This is a genomic window from Cobetia sp. 3AK, assembly GCF_029846335.1.
Taxonomy (GTDB): domain Bacteria; phylum Pseudomonadota; class Gammaproteobacteria; order Pseudomonadales; family Halomonadaceae; genus Cobetia; species Cobetia marina.
Genome location: NZ_JARWKR010000004.1, coordinates 226,859 through 244,393 on the forward strand (window position 1 = coordinate 226,859; position 17,535 = coordinate 244,393).

A 17,535-nucleotide genomic window follows, 5' to 3' on the forward strand; every position below is an offset into this window, starting at 1 on the left:
CAGTGTCAGCTCAGCACCAGCGGCGGTTCTGCCAGTCCCTTGAAGCCGTGTGCTGACAGGTCCAGCGCGAAGAGATCACCATCACCCGCCGCATGATCCGGCGTGGCCATGCCCTCATGCGCCGTGGTGATATACAGCGTGCTCAGCCCCTCACCACCGAACAGCGGGCACGAGGGCTGGCTGACCGGCAGCGTCACATGGGCGATTTCCTTGCCGTCATGATCCAGCCTTGCCACGCGGCCGGCCCCCCAGAGCGCAATCCACATATGGCCGTCGGCGTCGATCACGGCGCCATCCGGGCCACCGCCACAATCGCGCAGGTCGGCCCAGACCTCAGGAGCGTCGTATTCACCTGCCGCCCCTTCACTTGCTGACCCTTCACCTGCTGATTTGAGTGGCCAGCCATCGGCGTCCAGTGGCCAGCGCATCACCTGACCGGTAACGGTGTTGGTGAAATAGGCGAAGCAGCCATCCGGCGAGAAGCACAGCGCATTGGGAATGGTCAGCCCATCCATGAGCTTGCAAAGCTTGCCGCGGTGCAGGCGGTAGAGACTGCCAGCCCCGGTTTCGGCGTTGCAGCCCATGCTCGAGAGCCACAGACTGCCGTGGGTATCCACTCGAGCATCATTGCTGCGTGTCGCGGGCATGGTGTCCGCCTCGAAGGGCATGACATCTTCCACGGCGCCTGTCTCGGGGTTCCAGCGTGACAGCATGCCTTCACCGACCAGCAGGTAGTCGCCTTCAAGGGTGACCGCCGTATAGGAGGTGCGGCGCGCAAGCTGAGTGATGACGTGATCACTGCCATCCGCGGCCGCGTGATGCAGCTCACTTGCCAGGATGTTCACCCAGCGCACCCTGGCAGGGCGGGTTGACGTGGCGGGTGTCCAGCCGGGGCCTTCTCCCAGCTCGCAGTGGCTGGCCACGAGGCGCTCAGCCGTGCCCAGGCAGGTCGATCGTGTCATCCGTTACTCCTCGTGAATCCTGTGGGAGAGCCGCCGGGCTCAGTCGGCGGCGGTCCAGGCGGAGACCAGCTTGCGTGCTCGTTCACCGACGTCAAAAGCCGTCAGACCCGGCGTGTAGATGGCCGTTCCCAGACCTGCACCATGGATACCTGCCGCACGCCATTGCGCGAAGTTGTCACTGCCGATGCCCCCGACGGCATACAGCTCGGTGCCTGTGGGCAGCACGGCCAGCATCGCTTTCATGTTGACGATACCGACCTGGGTCGCCGGGAAGAGCTTGAGACCTGAGGCGCCGGCGGCGAGGGCCGCGAAGGCCTCCGTCGGCGTGACGATGCCTGGCATGGACACCATCTCGAGTCGGCGACTTTCGCGAATGACCTCGACATCGGCATTGGGCGACACGATCAGCCGACCACCGACGCCATGCACGTCCCGCACCTGCTCCGGCGTCAGGACGGTGCCGGCACCGATGAGGATCTGGCCGTCATGGGCCGTCGCACAGTGCTTGACCAGCGCCGCGATGCTGACCAGCGGCTGGGGCGAATTGAGCGGGACCTCGATACGGGTGATGCCCGCCGCGATGATCTCGTCGGCAATCGCGATGATTTCCTGCGGCGTGACGCCGCGCAGAATGGCAACCAGGGGAAGGCTCATGGAAGTCTCCAGGGGGAAGATGGGGGTGTCAGTCAGTGGCGAGGCGTGCCTGACAGGCGTGATGAATGCGCCCGAGCCCGGCCAGAATCATGTCGGCATTGGCGGCCAGGCTGACGCGATAGTCCAGATGCTCGAGTGCGATCCGATAGCGCTGGCATAAGGTGTCATCACCGATCAAGGTGATCAGCGACCCTTGCGGCTGCAGGCATGTGGCACCGGCCAGCTCAAGGCCCAGCACCAGACCGGAAAGCCGCGCACCCAGCAAGGCCGCGCGCGAGGCCTCATCATCGAGGCGTTCATCGAGCAAATCCCGCGCACGGATGCCGAACAGCGCCGCCGTCATGCGCGCCGGTTCCGCCATGGCCGCATCGATGCCTGCCAGAAATGCCTGACGCTGTGGCTCATCGGCAAGATCCCCTCCCGCCACGGAGTGCTTGAGGACCGAATCCTGACTGAGCAGCTTGTAGAGTTCACCGCTCATGAAGGTGGTGAAGCCCGTGATCGAACCGTTCTCGAGCTGTGCCCACTTCGCGTGGGTGCCGGGCAGACAGACGGCCCCGCTATAGCCCGGCTGAGCGGCGACCAGACCCGCCAGCTGTGTCTCCTCGCCGCGCATGACATCAAAGGCCGGCTGGTGCTGACACAGCCCCGGCACGATGGTGACGGCGATACGTCTGTCGCGCGTTGCCACATGGGTCAGCTGCTCTGCCAGGCCAGACAGGACATCGATGGCAGGGGCTTGCTCACCCGGGACCGGAAGGTAGGCCGCTTCCACCCAGCCCTGGCGTGCGCCCGCCATGCCGCAGATCAACACCGGCATGCTTGAGGTGGAGTCCTCGGGCAGCCAGTCATTGATCACCACCCGCAGGACATCCTCGAATTCATCGCTCGCCAGACCCAGCATGCCGCGGGCACTGCTTGCCTGGGCGATGATCCGATCCTGATCATCCAGCGCCCAGGCACGCAGATTGCTGGAGCCCCAATCCACGGCGATCCAGGCGGGGAGGGCATGGACGGCGCTCACACTCGACCTCCATCCACGACCATCGGTTGGCCGGTCATCATGCGTGAGGCGGTGGAGGCCAGGAACAGACAAGGATTGATCATGTCCTCGACCGGAATCGCTTCCTTGAGGCACTGCTGGTCGATGCACTCGTTCAAGTCCTTGTCATTGACCCACAGCTCGCGCTGACGCTCCGTCATTACCCAGCCCGGAATCAGACAGTTGACGCGAATGGCGTCTGGCCCAAGCTCACGCGCCAGCGCCTTGGTAAGCCCCATGATGCCGGCCTTGGCGGTAACGTAGGTGGGATAGCCCCCCAGCCCCAGCATGTAGCTGTTGGAAGACAGGTTGATGATGGCGCCGCCTCCCAGTGCCCGCATGTCAGCCGCGACCGCCTGAGCGGTGAAGAACTGGGGACGCAGGTTGGTGGCGATGGATTCATCCCACTGCTCCACCGTCCATTCCTCCAGCGTATGGCGAGTATCGCGGGCCGCATTGTTGACCAGAACGCCTATCGGGCCGTGGGCCTCGCGCGCCTGTGCAACAGCCGCCTGCAATGCCTCGATGTCCTGGATGTTGCAGCGAATGAACAGCGGACGATTGGCGTAGCGAGCTTCCATGGCGTCACAGAATTCGCTGGCATCGGACAGGCCGACAAAGGCGACCTTGGCACCCTGCGCCAGAAAGCCTTCGGTCAATGCGGCACCGATACCCGAGCCTCCGCCGGTGATGAAGACACTGGCACCTGCGAGGTCCGGGTAGCGAAAGTCCGCGAAGGCGGGGAGTTCAGTATGGGGTGATGCGGTACGGGTCATGATGAGTCCCTTCTGCAGCGTGACAGACCTTCGGCTGAGAGCCTGTCCTGGCATGGCGTCTGTGTTGTCAATGTGTACGTTGCGGCTTGCTCGGCATTACCACTCAGCGACGGAGCCGTCTTCGTGGGTCCAGACCGGATTGCGCCAGCGATGCCCGACCTTGGCACGTTCCTCGACGAAGGCTTCGTCGATCTCGACCCCGAGCCCCGGGCCCTGGGGAATGGCGCAGAATCCGTCCTTGATCGCCAGCGCGTCCTTGTCGACGAGGTAATCCAGGACGTCGTTGTCCTTGTTGTAGTGGATGCCCATGCTCTGTTCCTGGATGAAGGCGTTGTGACACACCGCATCCAGCTGCAGGGAAGCCGCCAGCGTCAGCGGGCCCAGCGGACAGTGCGGTGCCAGGGCCACGTCATAGGCCGAGGCCAGCGTCGCGATCTTGAAGCCTTCACTGATGCCGCCGCAGTGGGAGAGATCCGGCTGGATGATGTCGACCATGCCGTCCGCCAGCAGGTCACGGAACTGGAAGCGGGTGTGCAGGCGCTCGCCGGTGGCGATGGGCGTCGCGATGCCCTCGGCGATATGCTTGAGCGCGGGCAGGTGCTCAGGTGCCACCGGCTCCTCGATGAACATCGGGTGGAACTGCTCCAGTTCCCGCAGCAGCGCCTTGGCCATCGGGCGGTGCACGCGGCCATGGAAGTCGATGCCGATCCCCACGTCGGGGCCGACCGCATCACGCGCTTCGGCGACACGCGCCACGGCGTCATCGATCTTCTTGTGGGAATCGACGATCTGCATCTCCGGCGTGCCGTTCATCTTGAAGGCCGTGAAGCCCTGGTCGACCAGCGCCTTGGCACCTGCGCCGACCTCTGACGGGCGGTCGCCGCCCGTCCAGGCGTACATCCGCATCTTGTCGCGCACCGGGCCGCCGAGCAGCTGATGCACGGGCACTCCCAGATCACGGCCCTTCAGGTCCCACAGGGCCTGGTCGATGCCGGCGATCGCGGACATCAGGATAGGGCCGCCGCGATAGAACCCTGCGCGGTACATGACGTTCCACAGGTGCTCGATGTTGCGTGGGTCCTGGCCGACCAGATAATCCGACAGCTCGTGGACCGCGGCTTCCACCGTGGCGGCACGCCCTTCGATGACCGGTTCCCCCCAGCCATAGCAGCCCTCATCGGTCTCGATCTTGAGGAACAACCAGCGTGGCGGAACTTGCCAGGTCTTGAGTCGAGTGATTTTCATGTCGAGATTCCTTGGGATGACGCTCGTGTCGAGCTTGGAAAGCATTGAAGAAGGAAAAGTCGTGGGTCAGAAGCGCGGCGTCTCGAGGCGCGGGTGATCAAGGCCGAATCCGAGATCGCGCGCAGCCGTTTCCAGCACGCGCTCGGCACAGGTACGCGCCATGTCCGGTTGACGCAGGCGGATGGCTTCCATCACGGCGCGATGTCGCTCGAGACTGGCACGGTGATGGGCCTGGTCGTGCTGTTGTGCCGCCTGCTGAGAGGACTCGATCAACTGGCTGATGGAAGGGCGCAGCAAGCTACCCAGCTGGGCCCACACCAGGTTGTGGGTGGCGCGGTAGATGGCCTCGTGGAACGCCACGTCAAATTCGCTGTGAGCTGCCTGCTGCTCGTCATTGGCGGTCGCGACCATTCCCTCGAAGGCGCGCTCCAGCCTTGCGAGGTCCTGGGCGTTGGCCTTGGTCGCCGCCAGGGCGCTGACATAGGGCTCGACGGACAGGCGGAAGGCGTAGATCTCACGCATCAGGGCAGGGTTGATGCCTTCCAGTCCGCTGATCCAGTCGCTCATCAGTGGATCCAGCAGTTGCCATTCGCTCATCGGCCGCACCAGGGTGCCACGGCCGGCAGTGCGCTCCAGCAACCCGGCCCCCACCAGTTGGGCCAGTGCATTGCGCAGCCGGTTACGGCTGGCATCGAAGCGCTTGCAGAGGTCCATTTCACGCGGGAAGTTGTCGTCTGGCTCGAACTTGCCGGCCAGAATTTCACGTGCCAGGCAGGCAGCGATAGCTTCCATGCTGGCTACGGGCTGTCTGGAGCCCGTCATGGCCGGCGACAGTGAATCTTTCTGGCGAGAGGAATCCTGATCCGGCGCTGTATCGCTGGAAGTCTCAGAGAGTGGGTCTGGGCGAGAGATGGTCACGCGAGGCCTCGTGGCTGACGTAGTGCGCAGGGCAAGCTACGGTAAATGTCTGAATGAACCTTAATAAATGTCAGACATTTGAACAAGCCTCAACGAATGCAACTTTGGTCGTTGCCGGCAAGCCAGGTCGCCGTGGGAGGTGGGGAGGGGGTATGGCGAGACTTCGGGCAGGCCGCTGGGATCGGTCGACTCCCCTCAGACCTTGCCATCAATCATCAGTCATCAGCGATCAGCTGATCGATGTGATGTCGCCAGTCCTTGAGTGACTCATCACCGGACAGAAGTCTCTGTCGGGTGACGAGTTCCGCGTCTGTCTCGAAGGTCCTGAGTACATTCCTCAATTGCTGCTGAGTGGCTGGAGTCAGCACGGGAACGTTCGAGGCTTCCTCGGTCTCGTCTTCCAGGACCACGAAGTGGCCAGGGGCCAGATGGAAGACCTTGAACGGGTACAAACAGGCATTCAGATGGGGACCGAATTGCCGGTCCGTAGTGAGAGGGGACTGCGTCCCGACGAGCTGGAGATGGTGAAGCGTTATCCCCTGCACAGTGACATGCCCTTCATGCAGCAAGCCTGCCAGCAAGGTCTCCAGCAAGGCACGGTTGAAGCAACCGGTCGTCTGGTCACGCCATTGGTCCGCATGGCGCTCGATCTGACGCGGGCCAGGAATCGCGCTGCGTGGCTCGGCCCTGGGGAGCGGCTTGCGGGTCAACACCCTGCGTGCCGCCTGAAGGATGTCCGGCGCAAAGGGTTGGTAGGCGCAATGCTCGATTTCACTGATGGCCTCCGCCTGAGTCAGGCCCGAGTATCTCACCAGCTCCAGGACCTGGACGACCAGCGCCAGGATCGCGGGACTGGCAGACCGCGGAAGCAAGGCCGCCCCCGAGTCCGTCTGGCGGTAAGGCATGTAGTGCTGGCTTTCACTCAGCAGGCTGGCCTCCAGAGGCGCATTGAGCGCTTCTCTCAACACTCGGCTGCCGATATCCGCCTGTTGACGCAACAACTGTTGTTGATCGAACTGAAGCTGCGCCATCGGCTTGAGCAGCGTGTCGGGAAGTGTCAGTCGGCCCATGTCATGGAGCATGGCCGTGCGCTCCAGTGCGCTGATCTGCGCCTCTTCAAGCCCCAGCTCTCTGGCGATGGCCGTCACGTATTCGGCGACGATGAGGTCATTGCCTTCACGCTGGGGGCAGCGTTCATTGCGAATCATCTGCAGGGTATTGATCAGCCTGTCCTCACCGCGCTGCTCAAGCTCGTTTTCCAGACGCCCCATGCGTTGGCGCATCTGACGCTGACGGGTGCGGGATTGCCGGAAGAGGGCATGACCGATGGCCAGGAACAGCAGCAGGCAGGCACCGAGGGTCAGCAGGAGATGCCAGCGCTCCAGACGACTTTTCTCCTGCATGATGTCCGCGTGGGCTGTCAGGGCCGCATTGTTGATGTCGCCCATGTAGACCCCACTGGCCACGATCCATTGGAAGGGTGGATACAGCGCGGCATAGGTCGTCTTGTCTTCTTCAGGCCCCCCACGGGAGCGGGGGAAGCGGTAATCGAAGAAGATGCCACTTCCCTGCAGGACACCCTCGAGTTCGGTCTTGTAAGGCTGGCGTCCACTGCTGTCCCGATGCTCGGTGGAGAGCAGCGTGCCTTCGGTGCCAGGCAAGAGCGGGTGAATCAGGCGACGGGCGTAGCCGGGGCCGCCCGTCGGATCCAGAATTTCATTGATCCAGACATAGCGACTCTCTCCCTTGTCCAGGCTGGCATGCAGGGATTGACGAAGCTCGTTGGCGACCAGGAATGCCACCATCTGCGGGTCGATATGAATCAGGGTCCAGATGGTCGAGGCGGTGTTGCGAGGGCGTCGAACCTCACCATCCTTGCCCAGGCCCTGCTGGCTCGGGATGGCGAAGATCAGGCCTGCGTCCGTGCCACGCAGGAAGTGAGGAATGTCATTGCTCGTGTGCAGGCGCAGATTGAGTTCGGTGGACCACCATTCCGGATAGAGATTGCTCGGCAATTGAACGATATCGATCCAATCCGGGTTGATGCGAAGATCAGGGAACTGACGCAGGAGCTCGGTACTGATATAGGACCGATCTCGACCGGTAAGGTGGGTGATTCCCAGGAAGGGGGCTCGCATCGTCGTCATCATCAGTCGCTGCAGACGATGTTCGTAATCTCGATGCCGTGAGGCAATCACGCCGAGCGTCTGCTCGACCAGCAGGCTTGCCTGCAGACGCCTCTCGCTCGTGATGAGGTCACGCGTGGAGGCCGCATGCAGCGCTTCCATCTCGCGGCTGTCTCTTTCGAGAATGATCAACACCAGGCCTAGCACCACGCCTGAGAGCGCTACCAGACCCAACCAGTGCCGAATCGAAAGGCCGGCGAATTCTCGCGTGGCGTCAAGGAAAGACCGCCCTGGTGGTGTGTTGTCTGAGGAAAGATCATTATCCTTGATCATCAGATACATCATCCGTGTATTTTTCGTACACTGAGGATACACCACAACGACAAAGCGTTCGTTGCTTGTCGATCACGCACCGCGCGTCTGGTCAACGCCATGCCCAACATGGGGAGATTGCCTGGGTATTGCCGTCTCAAGGCGGCGGGTCTGCGGCCCTTGCGTGCTTGCTAGCATGGTGGGAAATGGGCATGATGACAGGCGCTTTCTTCATGGCTTTCAAGAAGATATCACTTCCCTGACGGCTTTCTTCCCAAGGGGTTGCCTACTGGTTCCGTTACTCCCCCATGTTGCCGATATGACATTGCAGAAGCCTTGGGCATAGTGTGATATTTTGCTGTCTTGAATGTTTCAGCCTCTCTTCTTGTTGTCGACAAGATCAATAGTGGAAACCATGCATGAACCGACATGATGAAAAGGTCATCGCAAGCGCCCGCAAGCAGCGTGCCTTGTTTGATGAACTTGAAAAGGCATTGGCTGAAGAGTTGAATGCGCTGGATCGTCCCTCGACTCCCCCCGCCACGTCAGAAAGCAGCCCCCAGGCAACGGACCCGGCTGAAGCGCGTGAGGCTGAATTCAATGCGCGTCTGGAGAGCCTGATCGCGGAATTCGGGCTGGATCGTGAAACGGCACATGCCTGGCTGTGCGATCTCAGTGAGTTCCAGACACGGACGGATTGATGTCATCCATGGTCCTTGCCTGAATCGTCACATTCCATCCTCACGGCGCCAGTCTCCTTGCCATCGCCAGAGGCTCCCTTTCGCTGTGCATTTCTGGCGTGATCTCTCCCCCGGCACATTGCGTGGAGACCGGGGGAGACTCCTGTCATGCGAGTCAGATCTCTTCCCAGATGGCATCCTGCAATTCTTCATTCAATGTCTGCAGTCGCTTCATGCGAGTCAGCGCATGCTCGGTGACATCCCCGGCGAGTTTGCCAAGCAATTCAGGCGAGGTCCGAGCCTCCTGCCAGTCACCTGCCAATAGCGCCTGAGTCATCTCAAGCCCCTTGAGTTGACAGAGCTGAATGAAGGCCAGTTCCTGCTGATAGGCCTGCAACCCCAGCGACCAGATGACCTGCTGGCATCGCATCCAGGGGGCGAGAGGGTGCACGAGATCATCAGGACGGTTCATCCAGGACAGCGGATGGGCCGTCAAGGGTTTGAAAGGCAGAGATGGCACGACGGAAAGTTCCATGAGGATAGCTCCTTCAGCGGCTGGATAATGCACTGGAAGCTGCTGTCTTGTGTCCCGTCCGTGTCATGATTCACTGGTATTCGAGTAGATTCTGGCCAATAGTGAATTCAGGTCCGCATGTGACGCGAAAGGCAGCATCACCTCATCGTAGTTCTCCGCAGGGGTTGCCGCCACGCCTTGCAGCGTTGTTCCACCACCATATTGATATGCGTCATTCTGGGAGGTGCTCATGATCAACGAAGTCAAATCCGTGCTTGCTGCATTCATCGGCGTTCAGAAGGAAGCCAACCGCAAACGTGACTTCGAGCATGGTCATGCGCTGGACTTTCTGGTGGTAGGACTGGTGATGGCTGCCCTGTTGGTCGGGGGCATGGCATTGCTGGCCACGGTGATGGCGGCGTGACCTGTCGATAGGCATCGATACCATGATAGAGGCCGATACCACGACAAGGTCTGCAACGAAAGAGGTGACCAGAAACGAAAAGGCCCCGTGAACTGGTGACATCCAGCTCACGGGGCCTTTCATTGGCTAGTCGTCAGGGTTACCAGCGACGAGAGAATAGCGGACTCGTCTGATCGATACCTGTCTGGTAACTCACGCTGAAGATGGACAGCGCGTACAAGGCATCTTCCACATACTGGTCCGAGCGCAGCTGGAAGGCGTCGATGCCACAGCGGCTCATGTAATGCAGCTGATCGACCAGCACATCGCCAATGGCACGAATTTCGCCTTGGAAACCATACCGCTCTCGCATCAGGCGGGCGAGGGTATAGCCACGCCCATCATTGAAGTTGGGGAAATCGACTGCCAGCAGCGGTGCAGTGGCAAGTGCTTCTCCCAGCTCCGGTGTCAGCTCGGTATCGCTGGCAAGCCAGGGGCCAAGCTGGTCAGACCCTTCACCTGCGTCCACCAGCGCCTGCCAGTGTGCCAGAGGCAGCAGGGCAGGTTGCTGGTAGCTCGGCAGGTTACCGTCTTCATCAAGGCGCACGACCTGCCAGGCGTCCTCGGGGACCAGCTGGTTCTGACGGATGACTCCGCCTTGACGCTGATCAGTCAATTCACGTGCTGACGTCATTTCCGCTGTCACCTCAGGCATAGACCCGCTCCTTGAACGGCTTCATGCCGATGCGGTGGTAAGTATCGACGAAGACCTCATCTTCCAGTCGCTGCTCGACATATACCTGCAACACCTTGTCGATGACGTTCGGCATGTCCTCGGCATTGAACGACGGGCCGAGAATCTTGCCGATGGTCGCGTTGTCATCACTGCGGCCGCCAAGCGAGACCTGATAGAACTCCTGGCCTTTCTTGTCGACACCGAGAATGCCGATGTTGCCGACGTGGTGGTGGCCGCAGGCGTTCATGCAACCGGAGATGTTCAGATCCAGCGGGCCGAGATCATACAGGAAATCGAGGTCTTCAAAGCGATCCTGCAGTGCTTGGGCGATCGGGATCGACTTGGCATTGGCCAGTGAGCAGAAGTCACCGCCAGGGCAGCAGATCATGTCGGCCAGGGTGCCAACGGTCGGGTTGGCCATGCCCAGCGCGTCCAGCGCCTTCCAGAGATTCTCGAGCTGATCGACCGGCACATCTGACAGCACCAGGTTCTGCTCGTGCGTCACACGCAGTTCACCGAAACCGTACTCTTCCGCGAGGTCGGCCACGGCGTCCATCTGATCAGCGGTGACATCGCCCGGCGCGAGTTCACGGCGCTTGAGCGACAAGGTGACGGCCTTGTAACCCGGGACCTTGTGGCCGACGACATTGTTGGTCACGAAACGGGCAAAGGCCCGGTTCTCGCTGCGCAGTGTCTCGTAGGCCGCAATCGCGTCCTCGCCGACGGCACGACGCGCCGGTTCCGGGAAGTACTCGGTCGCCTTGGCAACCGCCGAGTCTGTCAGTGTCTCGGGGCCATCCTTCAGGTGTGCCCATTCTTCCTCGACACGACGGCGGAACTCCTCGATGCCCAATGCCTTGACCAGGATCTTGATGCGCGCCTTGTACTTGTTGTCACGACGGCCCCACTGGTTGTAGACGCGGACGATGGCGTCAAGATAGGTCAGCAGGTGCTGCCAATCGAGATCTTCCCGCACGACATCGCCGACCATCGGGGTACGACCGAGGCCGCCACCTGCCAGCACGGTCGCCTTGACGCGACCATCCTCGCCACGTGTCAGGCGCAGGCCGATATCGTGGACCTGGATCGCGGCACGGTCCGCGCTGGCGCCGGTGACGGCAATCTTGAACTTGCGCGGCAGATAGGCGAACTCCGGATGCAGGGTGGACCACTGACGAATCAGCTCACACCAGGGACGCGGATCCACCGTCTCGTCTTGCGCGATACCGGCGAACTGATCCGTGGTGGTATTGCGGATGCAGTTGCCGCTGGTCTGGATCGCATGCATCTCGACCTGGGCCAGCTCGGCGAGGATCGCCGGGACATCTTCAAGCTTCGGCCAGTTGAGCTGCAGATTCTGACGCGTGGTGAAGTGACCATAGGCACGGTCATAGCGACGGCTGATGGCAGCCAGTGAGCGCAGCTGTGCAGCGCTCAGCATGCCGTAGGGAATGGCGATACGCAGCATCGGTGCGTGACGCTGAATGTAGAGGCCGTTCTGCAGGCGCAGGGGACGAAATTCTTCCTCACCCAGGCGGCCGGCCAGATAGCGGTCCATCTGGTCCTTGAACTGAGCTACCCGCTCGTCGACCAGGGTCTGGTCGTAAGTGTCATACCGATACATGTCAGGGGTGTCCTGCGGTCGGGCATCAGGTGGGCGACCACTGATGCGAGTCTTGTTGATGCTGCGGTCACCTTACTCCCTATCTTTTATTCTTTAAAAGAATAAATAATCATACTTTTCGATGATAGGGTTATGAAGAAGATGCCATGAGTGTGCCTACGGCAAGAACGAAAGAAAAGGCCAGAGGCTGCAATATGCGCGTCTGGCCCTGGGTGACATCATGTTGCTGCCGTCAATCCTCGTCACGGCCCGTGCCTATCTGGCGGTCGCGGTTCTGATCGTCGGGTGTCGCCGCCCGAAGAAGACACATGCGGGTTTCACTTGACGATGAATACCGGGCATTGAAGGCCTGCAGGGGCATCGGACGCGCGAAGTGATACCCCTGGAAGGCGCGCACTCCCATGGCCCTGAAGATCTCTGCCTGACCCCGTGCCTCGATTCCCTCCACGACGACCTGCATGCCAAGCGAATGCCCCATGTCGACGATGATGCGTGCAAGCTCCCTGTCTCGCCGGCTTGTCTGTACGTTCATCACGAATGAGCGGTCGATCTTCAAGGTGCCGAAGGGCAGGTTGTGAAGATAGGAAAGGCATGAAAAGCCAGTACCGAAATCATCCAATGACAGATTCACGCCCAGCTTGCGAATCGCCTCCAGCTGAAAGCGCAGGCTGTCCTCATTGTCGAGCATCAGATTTTCGGTCACTTCGATGATCAGCTGCCGAGGATGTATCGGATGGCGTTCGATCAATGATTCGAGCTTGTGCAGCAGGCCCTGATCCCTGAACTGCATGACAGAGGCATTGACGGACAGGTAGCGAGTCTCGATACCTTGCTTTTGCCATTCACTCAAGATGACGGCCGCTTCTTCCAGTACCCAGTTTCCGATATCGATGATCTGTCCCGTCTTCTCCGCTGCCGCAATGAATTCATCGGGCGCAATCGAGCCAAGGTCTGGGTGATGGATACGCACCAGTGCCTCCGCCCCCAGCAATGTTGGAGCATCGAGATCAGGACTTTGCGCCTGGAAGATGGGCTGCAGGTAAAGGCAGAGCCAACCTCTGGTCAGGGCCTCGCGAATCAGACGCTCCTTGAGGAACAATGGCTCACCGTCCTCCAGAGCGCTGTCGCGTACACAGAGTCGGTACTGGTTGCCTCCCTTGTGCTTGATATCCATGACAGTGCGCTCGAGCAGGCGCATCAGACGACTGGGCGTCTCATCATCCTGGCGAACTTCAAGCCCTGCCTTGCTCAGGCTGAGATTGATGGGCTCCCCCGCCTTGAGAAGCGGCGTCGAGAAGGCCAGTTCAATCCGACGCGCCAGGGCGCGCAATTCGCTTGTGTCACAGGTCATGACGAATTCATCTCCGCCGGAGCGACCCATCCAGGCTGGAGTGCAACTCTTCAGACGTTCTCCTGCTTCCTTGAGCAGGATGTCGCCGTCGACAGGGCCGAGGTGGTGATTGATGCTGTGAAAACGATCGATGTTGACCAGCAGCAGTCCGAAGGGAGCCCCGCCATTGATGAGTGTCTGAAGGTGTGAGTTCAGGGCCAGACGATTCGGCAGCTGTGTCAGCGGGTCGATCAGCTCATGCTCCAGCAATCGCTTCTGGGTCCGCTTCAATTCGGTAACGTCCGACAACAGCATCATGGTGCCGCGTTCGCTGTCATTGGTGGCCGACGGGATGACCACCTGTACCTGCCGGTCCTCTTCGTAGAGGCATTTGAGGGTCATCACCTGGTTCTCGCACGCGTCCCCCTTGCGAAGCGCCGAGCTGATGCGATCGATACAATGAGCATTCTGGCCGATGATCAAGGTATCGAAGGGCGATCCCACCAGTTGCTCTCGCTTCCACCCCGTTACCTCGAGCATCCTCTGGCTGACATCCAGCACCGTACCGTGAGCATCAATCACCAGGAGCAGTGCAGGGGTGTCGCGATAGAAATGCTGATAGCGCTCTTCGTTGTCACGCAGCGCCTCCATCATGATGAAGATGCGCTCGCCCAGGCTATTCAGCTGTGCAATGACCTTGTTGATCTCTCTTGAGCGCGTGAGCGGGATCCTGCGAAATGCCGTCTGCGGATTCTCCAGCTGACGCATGCTGGCGATCGCCCGGTTGAGAGGGACCATCACGTAGCGTTTCAATTGCCAGGAAACGATCAGCAGAACGCAGATGATGATCGAGAGTGCGATGACGAACAGCAGCGCTCCTCCCTGGTATTGCTTGGCAAGCAAGGGAGCATTGGTGCTTTCCATCTCCAGTCGCCCCACGACCTGCGTCACGAGAGAATTGCGATAGACCAGCTCCTGGGAATGTATCATCGGGTCCAGGGCGTCGCCCGCCTTGGTGATCTCCTCGACGAGAGTGCCCTCATGGTTGTAGTAGCGCACTGCATGCACGCTGGGGTGACTGCTCAGCGTTTCCAGATAGGCGTGAATGACATCGTCATCGAAGTTCCAGATCGCACTTGGCAGGGACAGAACCGTGATGTTCATCATCTCTTGATGATCTTCGTGCATGTGCTCGATGGTTTCACTTGAATACAGTGAATAACCCACGACGCCGCTGACTGCACAGATCAACAGGATGAGCGGCGCCAGCACGCGCAATATCCGCCACCGCAGGGGCGAGGCATCGTGGCCCTCATGACCCTCATGCGCCTCTGTCGTGTCGTGAGGCCTGTCCTGTGTCTCGTCATTGCGCATGGCGGCGTGCTCCCTGATGGACGGCCGTCAGTGCATTCGGTGCTGCAACGCTGGACGATGAAGCGGCATGAGCGGGCATCGGAAGGAAGGGAGAGGCATCAGGAGGAAGTGTCGCGACCTCATTGATCAGATGATCCATCGGTTGCAGGGCAAGGACTTCCAGAGGAATCCTGTCCAGAAAGGCCTCCGGGTCCCCAGCCAGCGCGATCCCCATGGTGTAATAGCGAGTGCCGATATCACGTGCCTGAAGGCTTCCTTGTTGTACCGCGGCGAGCAGGACCAGTGACCAGGCGGTCGCCAGGGCGCCTCCGCCAGCACTGACCTCCATCTCTCCTGAGCGCAGGTGATCGATTCCGGCACGGGTCCATCCCATGCCAGCCACGACGACATCCTTGCCCGGGCGAAGCCCATTGTGCTTGAGGGCATCAATGGCCGCGATGCCCATCAGGTCATTGGCCGCCCATATCATGCGAAGGGGGCGGGCGTCTGTTTGATGTCTCAAGTAGCTTTCGACCTTTCGGTAGGCATCCTCATAACTCCAGTTGGCCTGAAATATCCGATCCAGGGACAGATGGGGGGCTCTGAGAAGCGCGTCCTGTACACCGCGCACCCGGAGTCGTGTCGCTTCATCATGCAGCCCTCCGACAAGAGCGATGCCTCGACCATCCGACTTGCCATGCAAGACGTCATGGCGATTGATGAGCGCCACCATGCTGTCATGCCCCCCTTGTTGATGATCAGGCGAAACGCTGCCCAGCCAGTAGGGATATCGGCCAAGTGGCTTGCCCAACGCTCTGGCCTGGCGGGGGGTCAGGCTATTGACGATGATGATCATGGGCACGCGCACGGCATGGCTGATCTCGATCAATGGAACCGCCAGTCCATGATTGTTGGTGGTGATCAATAGATCCGGAGGGCTCTCTCGGTTCAATACCTGCTTTCCCAGTCGTATGAATTCGTCGGTGTTGCGTCTGGCACTGAAGACTTCCAGGTGCATCCCCAGGGATTCAGCGGTCGTCGAGGCAGCGATGATCGCCTGGGCCCAGAACGTTTCCGTGGAATATCCGGGGTTCAGAAACACGACCTGCTTGATGGGACGCAAGCTCTCGGCCTGAGTCACCGTTGAGATGGACATCAATGCCAACAGGGCAAGGGCATGGCACATTCTCGAACATCGTGAAGCCAGTGAAGATCGCGTCAATCTCATGATGACTCCATTATCGCGTGTGACAGGCTGTCAGGAAGCAAGTCGATCCCCGCGGCTGGCGAGCTGAAGGGAGAGTACTGCCTGGCGATGGGTGATCTGACGTGTTCCTCACCCGGGGCCGCACCATGATCTGCTCGATCAGTCCTGTCGTTCGAGTGGCGCAGGCGAGTCTTTCATTTGTCCCAACACTGCCATCGGATCAAACGCGTAGTCGTCTTCCTTTGTCTGCAATCTGAAGCGCGTGAAGTCCACCGTTTCCCAGTCCGGCTGGATCAGCAACGGGCCGTAGATATCGACATTTCCCTGATGGATGGGGCTCATCGGGAAGTGCACGGTTCTGGGGGCCCAGTGGGTGTCATCAGCGTGGTCTCTCAACATCACCATCGCCCAGGCTCCCGCCATGAAATGCCCGCCATCTGACATCACCATGCGCTTGTCCATCACCATGGCGATGCCCTCGGGCGACCAGTTGAGACCCGCGATCAGCACATCCTTGCCCGGCTGCATGCCACTGGCTTCAACCGCTCGGACGGCACCTTCCGCCATGGCGTCGTTTGCCGCCCAGATGAGGGTATTGTGCAATCCCGAGCGTTCGGCCCATTGGAGATAGTGATGCGTGAGCCGCTCAGCATCCGGAAGGTTCCAGCGTGCCTCGAGAATGCGCGTCATCTTGACGGCATCATGCTCAGCAAAGCCATTCAGCATCCCGGCATTGCGAGCGATGGAGGCTGGCGTTCTGGTATCGCCGATCAAGGCGAGCCCGTGGCGCGTTTCACCGGGCGGATAGATACGCGCCGCGTCAATCAATTCGCTGGCCATCCTTCTCCCGGCACCATGGTTGTCGGGAATGACGCTGGCGATCCAGGAGGGGTGGACACTGCCCGGGACGCCGTGAGTTGTCTGCTCCTCCGGGGTCAAGCCGTTCAACAGCATCACGACATGTGATGAGCCGCCATCTGCCAGAGGCAGGAGGTCGGAAGCGGCCTGCTCCTCATTGACCAGCACGAGATAGTCCGGGGGTGTTGCACGCGCCAGGGCCGCGCTTGCCAATCGTTTCATGAGGATGGGATTTCGCTCGGCATATACGACTTCCAGCGAGACATTCAGGTCTCGAGCTGCTGCCTGCATCGTCGCCGTGACCATGTTCCAGAATCGCTCCCCAGGCAGCCCCGGATTGACGAAGACGGCGGTCAGATTTCGCCCGGGCGCGAGGGACGCCGCCGTGGGGGGCATCTCGTCGGCCACCCTGGTCATGCTCGAGTGACTGCTGGCCGAGGCAACATCAAGGACTGGTGGGAGGGGGGCTGAGGAAGCGGCAATCGGGGGGCTGAACGCCATGACGCAAGCGACGGGAATCCATCGCCGCGCACTCTTGATCCAACCTCCTGATGTAGACGTGATCGACATGTCGGCACCCGATGACAAGGATTTGCAGTATGACCAACATACTCCAGACCTCAGCATGTCATACGCCTCAACAACCGTGTGCTATCACCCGATTTCAACGCTTCGGTCCTCCAGACCGATTCAGAGGCGATGCCAGATGAAAGGGAACCCACGTGGCGGTGATTCCCCCGTGGCGATCTCGAGGTCGACAGGACAAGGCCGCCACGGCCCTTTGATGAAGAAAGA

The 17,535-nt window shown here is 60.5% G+C and carries 15 protein-coding genes; 2 read left to right on the top strand and 13 right to left on the bottom strand.

The features are described from left to right. Positions 1-5: 5 nt before the first annotated feature. From QD228_RS07600 to QD228_RS07630, 7 genes are all read right to left on the bottom strand, one after another. Complete coding sequence (locus QD228_RS07600) at positions 6-962, bottom strand: SMP-30/gluconolactonase/LRE family protein (protein WP_279875005.1); 957 nt, start codon at positions 960-962, stop codon at positions 6-8. A gap of 39 nt (positions 963-1,001) precedes the next feature. Then, the gene (locus tag QD228_RS07605; protein WP_136937793.1) at positions 1,002-1,616 is read right to left on the bottom strand and encodes a 2-dehydro-3-deoxy-6-phosphogalactonate aldolase; all 615 of its coding nucleotides are present in this window, start codon (positions 1,614-1,616) and stop codon (positions 1,002-1,004) included. 28 nt (positions 1,617-1,644) lie between these two features. Next, complete coding sequence (locus QD228_RS07610; RefSeq protein WP_271302552.1) at positions 1,645-2,640, bottom strand: 2-dehydro-3-deoxygalactonokinase; 996 nt, start codon at positions 2,638-2,640, stop codon at positions 1,645-1,647. Further along, positions 2,637-3,434, bottom strand: coding sequence for an SDR family NAD(P)-dependent oxidoreductase (locus QD228_RS07615; protein ID WP_279875008.1), 798 nt, complete (start codon positions 3,432-3,434; stop codon positions 2,637-2,639). Before QD228_RS07615 ends, QD228_RS07610 begins: the two co-directional genes overlap by 4 nt. A 96-nt stretch (positions 3,435-3,530) precedes the next feature. Then, complete coding sequence (dgoD, locus tag QD228_RS07620) at positions 3,531-4,679, bottom strand: galactonate dehydratase (protein WP_077376333.1); 1,149 nt, start codon at positions 4,677-4,679, stop codon at positions 3,531-3,533. A gap of 66 nt (positions 4,680-4,745) precedes the next feature. Further along, the gene (locus tag QD228_RS07625) at positions 4,746-5,471 is read right to left on the bottom strand and encodes an FCD domain-containing protein (protein ID WP_167593009.1); all 726 of its coding nucleotides are present in this window, start codon (positions 5,469-5,471) and stop codon (positions 4,746-4,748) included. A gap of 341 nt (positions 5,472-5,812) precedes the next feature. Continuing rightward, positions 5,813-8,056 (bottom strand): cache domain-containing protein, encoded by a 2,244-nt coding sequence (locus QD228_RS07630; protein ID WP_279875010.1) that lies wholly within the window; start codon positions 8,054-8,056, stop codon positions 5,813-5,815. A 398-nt stretch (positions 8,057-8,454) separates the two neighbouring features. On the opposite strand from QD228_RS07630, the gene QD228_RS07635 reads away from it, so the two are divergent. Next, a complete protein-coding gene (locus tag QD228_RS07635; RefSeq protein WP_084208667.1) occupies positions 8,455-8,736 on the top strand; it encodes a hypothetical protein in 282 nt (93 codons plus the stop codon). Positions 8,737-8,890: 154 nt separating this feature from the next. Here QD228_RS07635 and QD228_RS07640 read toward each other — a convergent pair whose 3' ends face one another. Then, entirely contained in the window at positions 8,891-9,250 is a 360-nt protein-coding gene (locus QD228_RS07640) for a hypothetical protein (protein WP_084208668.1), read from the bottom strand. Positions 9,251-9,479: 229 nt separating this feature from the next. On the opposite strand from QD228_RS07640, the gene QD228_RS07645 reads away from it, so the two are divergent. Beyond that, entirely contained in the window at positions 9,480-9,653 is a 174-nt protein-coding gene (locus QD228_RS07645; RefSeq protein WP_077376348.1) for a DUF2970 domain-containing protein, read from the top strand. A gap of 139 nt (positions 9,654-9,792) precedes the next feature. Here the strand turns inward: QD228_RS07645 and QD228_RS07650 are convergent, their stop codons facing one another. The 5 genes from QD228_RS07650 to QD228_RS07670 form a co-directional block, all read right to left on the bottom strand. After that, positions 9,793-10,347, bottom strand: a complete 555-nt coding sequence (locus QD228_RS07650) for a DUF934 domain-containing protein (RefSeq protein WP_084208669.1) — start codon at positions 10,345-10,347, stop codon at positions 9,793-9,795. Further along, positions 10,340-11,992, bottom strand: a complete 1,653-nt coding sequence (locus QD228_RS07655) for a nitrite/sulfite reductase (protein ID WP_077376353.1) — start codon at positions 11,990-11,992, stop codon at positions 10,340-10,342. Before QD228_RS07655 ends, QD228_RS07650 begins: the two co-directional genes overlap by 8 nt. Positions 11,993-12,224: 232 nt before the next feature. Then, positions 12,225-14,594 carry a GGDEF domain-containing phosphodiesterase gene (locus QD228_RS07660; RefSeq protein WP_279875012.1) on the bottom strand — a complete coding sequence of 790 codons (2,370 nt, stop codon included), beginning with the start codon at positions 14,592-14,594 and terminating at the stop codon, positions 12,225-12,227. A 91-nt stretch (positions 14,595-14,685) separates the two neighbouring features. Next, on the bottom strand, positions 14,686-15,831 hold the full coding sequence (locus QD228_RS07665) for an ABC transporter substrate-binding protein (RefSeq protein ID WP_279875014.1): 1,146 nt from the start codon (positions 15,829-15,831) through the stop codon (positions 14,686-14,688). 210 nt (positions 15,832-16,041) lie between these two features. Next, positions 16,042-17,157, bottom strand: coding sequence for an ABC transporter substrate-binding protein (locus tag QD228_RS07670; RefSeq protein WP_279875016.1), 1,116 nt, complete (start codon positions 17,155-17,157; stop codon positions 16,042-16,044). Between the last annotated feature and the right edge of the window lie 378 nt (positions 17,158-17,535).

Excerpts from the sequence above, each read along its gene's own strand:
- QD228_RS07630 (WP_279875010.1), bottom strand. The coding sequence starts at position 8,056 with ATGATCAAGGATAATGATCTTTCCTCAGACAACACACCACCAGGGCGG.
- dgoD (WP_077376333.1), bottom strand. The coding sequence starts at position 4,679 with ATGAAAATCACTCGACTCAAGACCTGGCAAGTTCCGCCACGCTGGTTG.
- QD228_RS07635 (WP_084208667.1), top strand. The coding sequence starts at position 8,455 with ATGAACCGACATGATGAAAAGGTCATCGCAAGCGCCCGCAAGCAGCGT.
- QD228_RS07670 (WP_279875016.1), bottom strand. The coding sequence starts at position 17,157 with ATGACCAGGGTGGCCGACGAGATGCCCCCCACGGCGGCGTCCCTCGCG.
- QD228_RS07605 (WP_136937793.1), bottom strand. The coding sequence starts at position 1,616 with ATGAGCCTTCCCCTGGTTGCCATTCTGCGCGGCGTCACGCCGCAGGAA.
- QD228_RS07655 (WP_077376353.1), bottom strand. The coding sequence starts at position 11,992 with ATGTATCGGTATGACACTTACGACCAGACCCTGGTCGACGAGCGGGTA.
- QD228_RS07625 (WP_167593009.1), bottom strand. The coding sequence starts at position 5,471 with ATGGAAGCTATCGCTGCCTGCCTGGCACGTGAAATTCTGGCCGGCAAG.
- QD228_RS07600 (WP_279875005.1), bottom strand. The coding sequence starts at position 962 with ATGACACGATCGACCTGCCTGGGCACGGCTGAGCGCCTCGTGGCCAGC.
- QD228_RS07640 (WP_084208668.1), bottom strand. The coding sequence starts at position 9,250 with ATGGAACTTTCCGTCGTGCCATCTCTGCCTTTCAAACCCTTGACGGCC.
- QD228_RS07645 (WP_077376348.1), top strand. The coding sequence starts at position 9,480 with ATGATCAACGAAGTCAAATCCGTGCTTGCTGCATTCATCGGCGTTCAG.
- QD228_RS07665 (WP_279875014.1), bottom strand. The coding sequence starts at position 15,831 with ATGTCCATCTCAACGGTGACTCAGGCCGAGAGCTTGCGTCCCATCAAG.
- QD228_RS07650 (WP_084208669.1), bottom strand. The coding sequence starts at position 10,347 with ATGCCTGAGGTGACAGCGGAAATGACGTCAGCACGTGAATTGACTGAT.
- QD228_RS07615 (WP_279875008.1), bottom strand. The coding sequence starts at position 3,434 with ATGACCCGTACCGCATCACCCCATACTGAACTCCCCGCCTTCGCGGAC.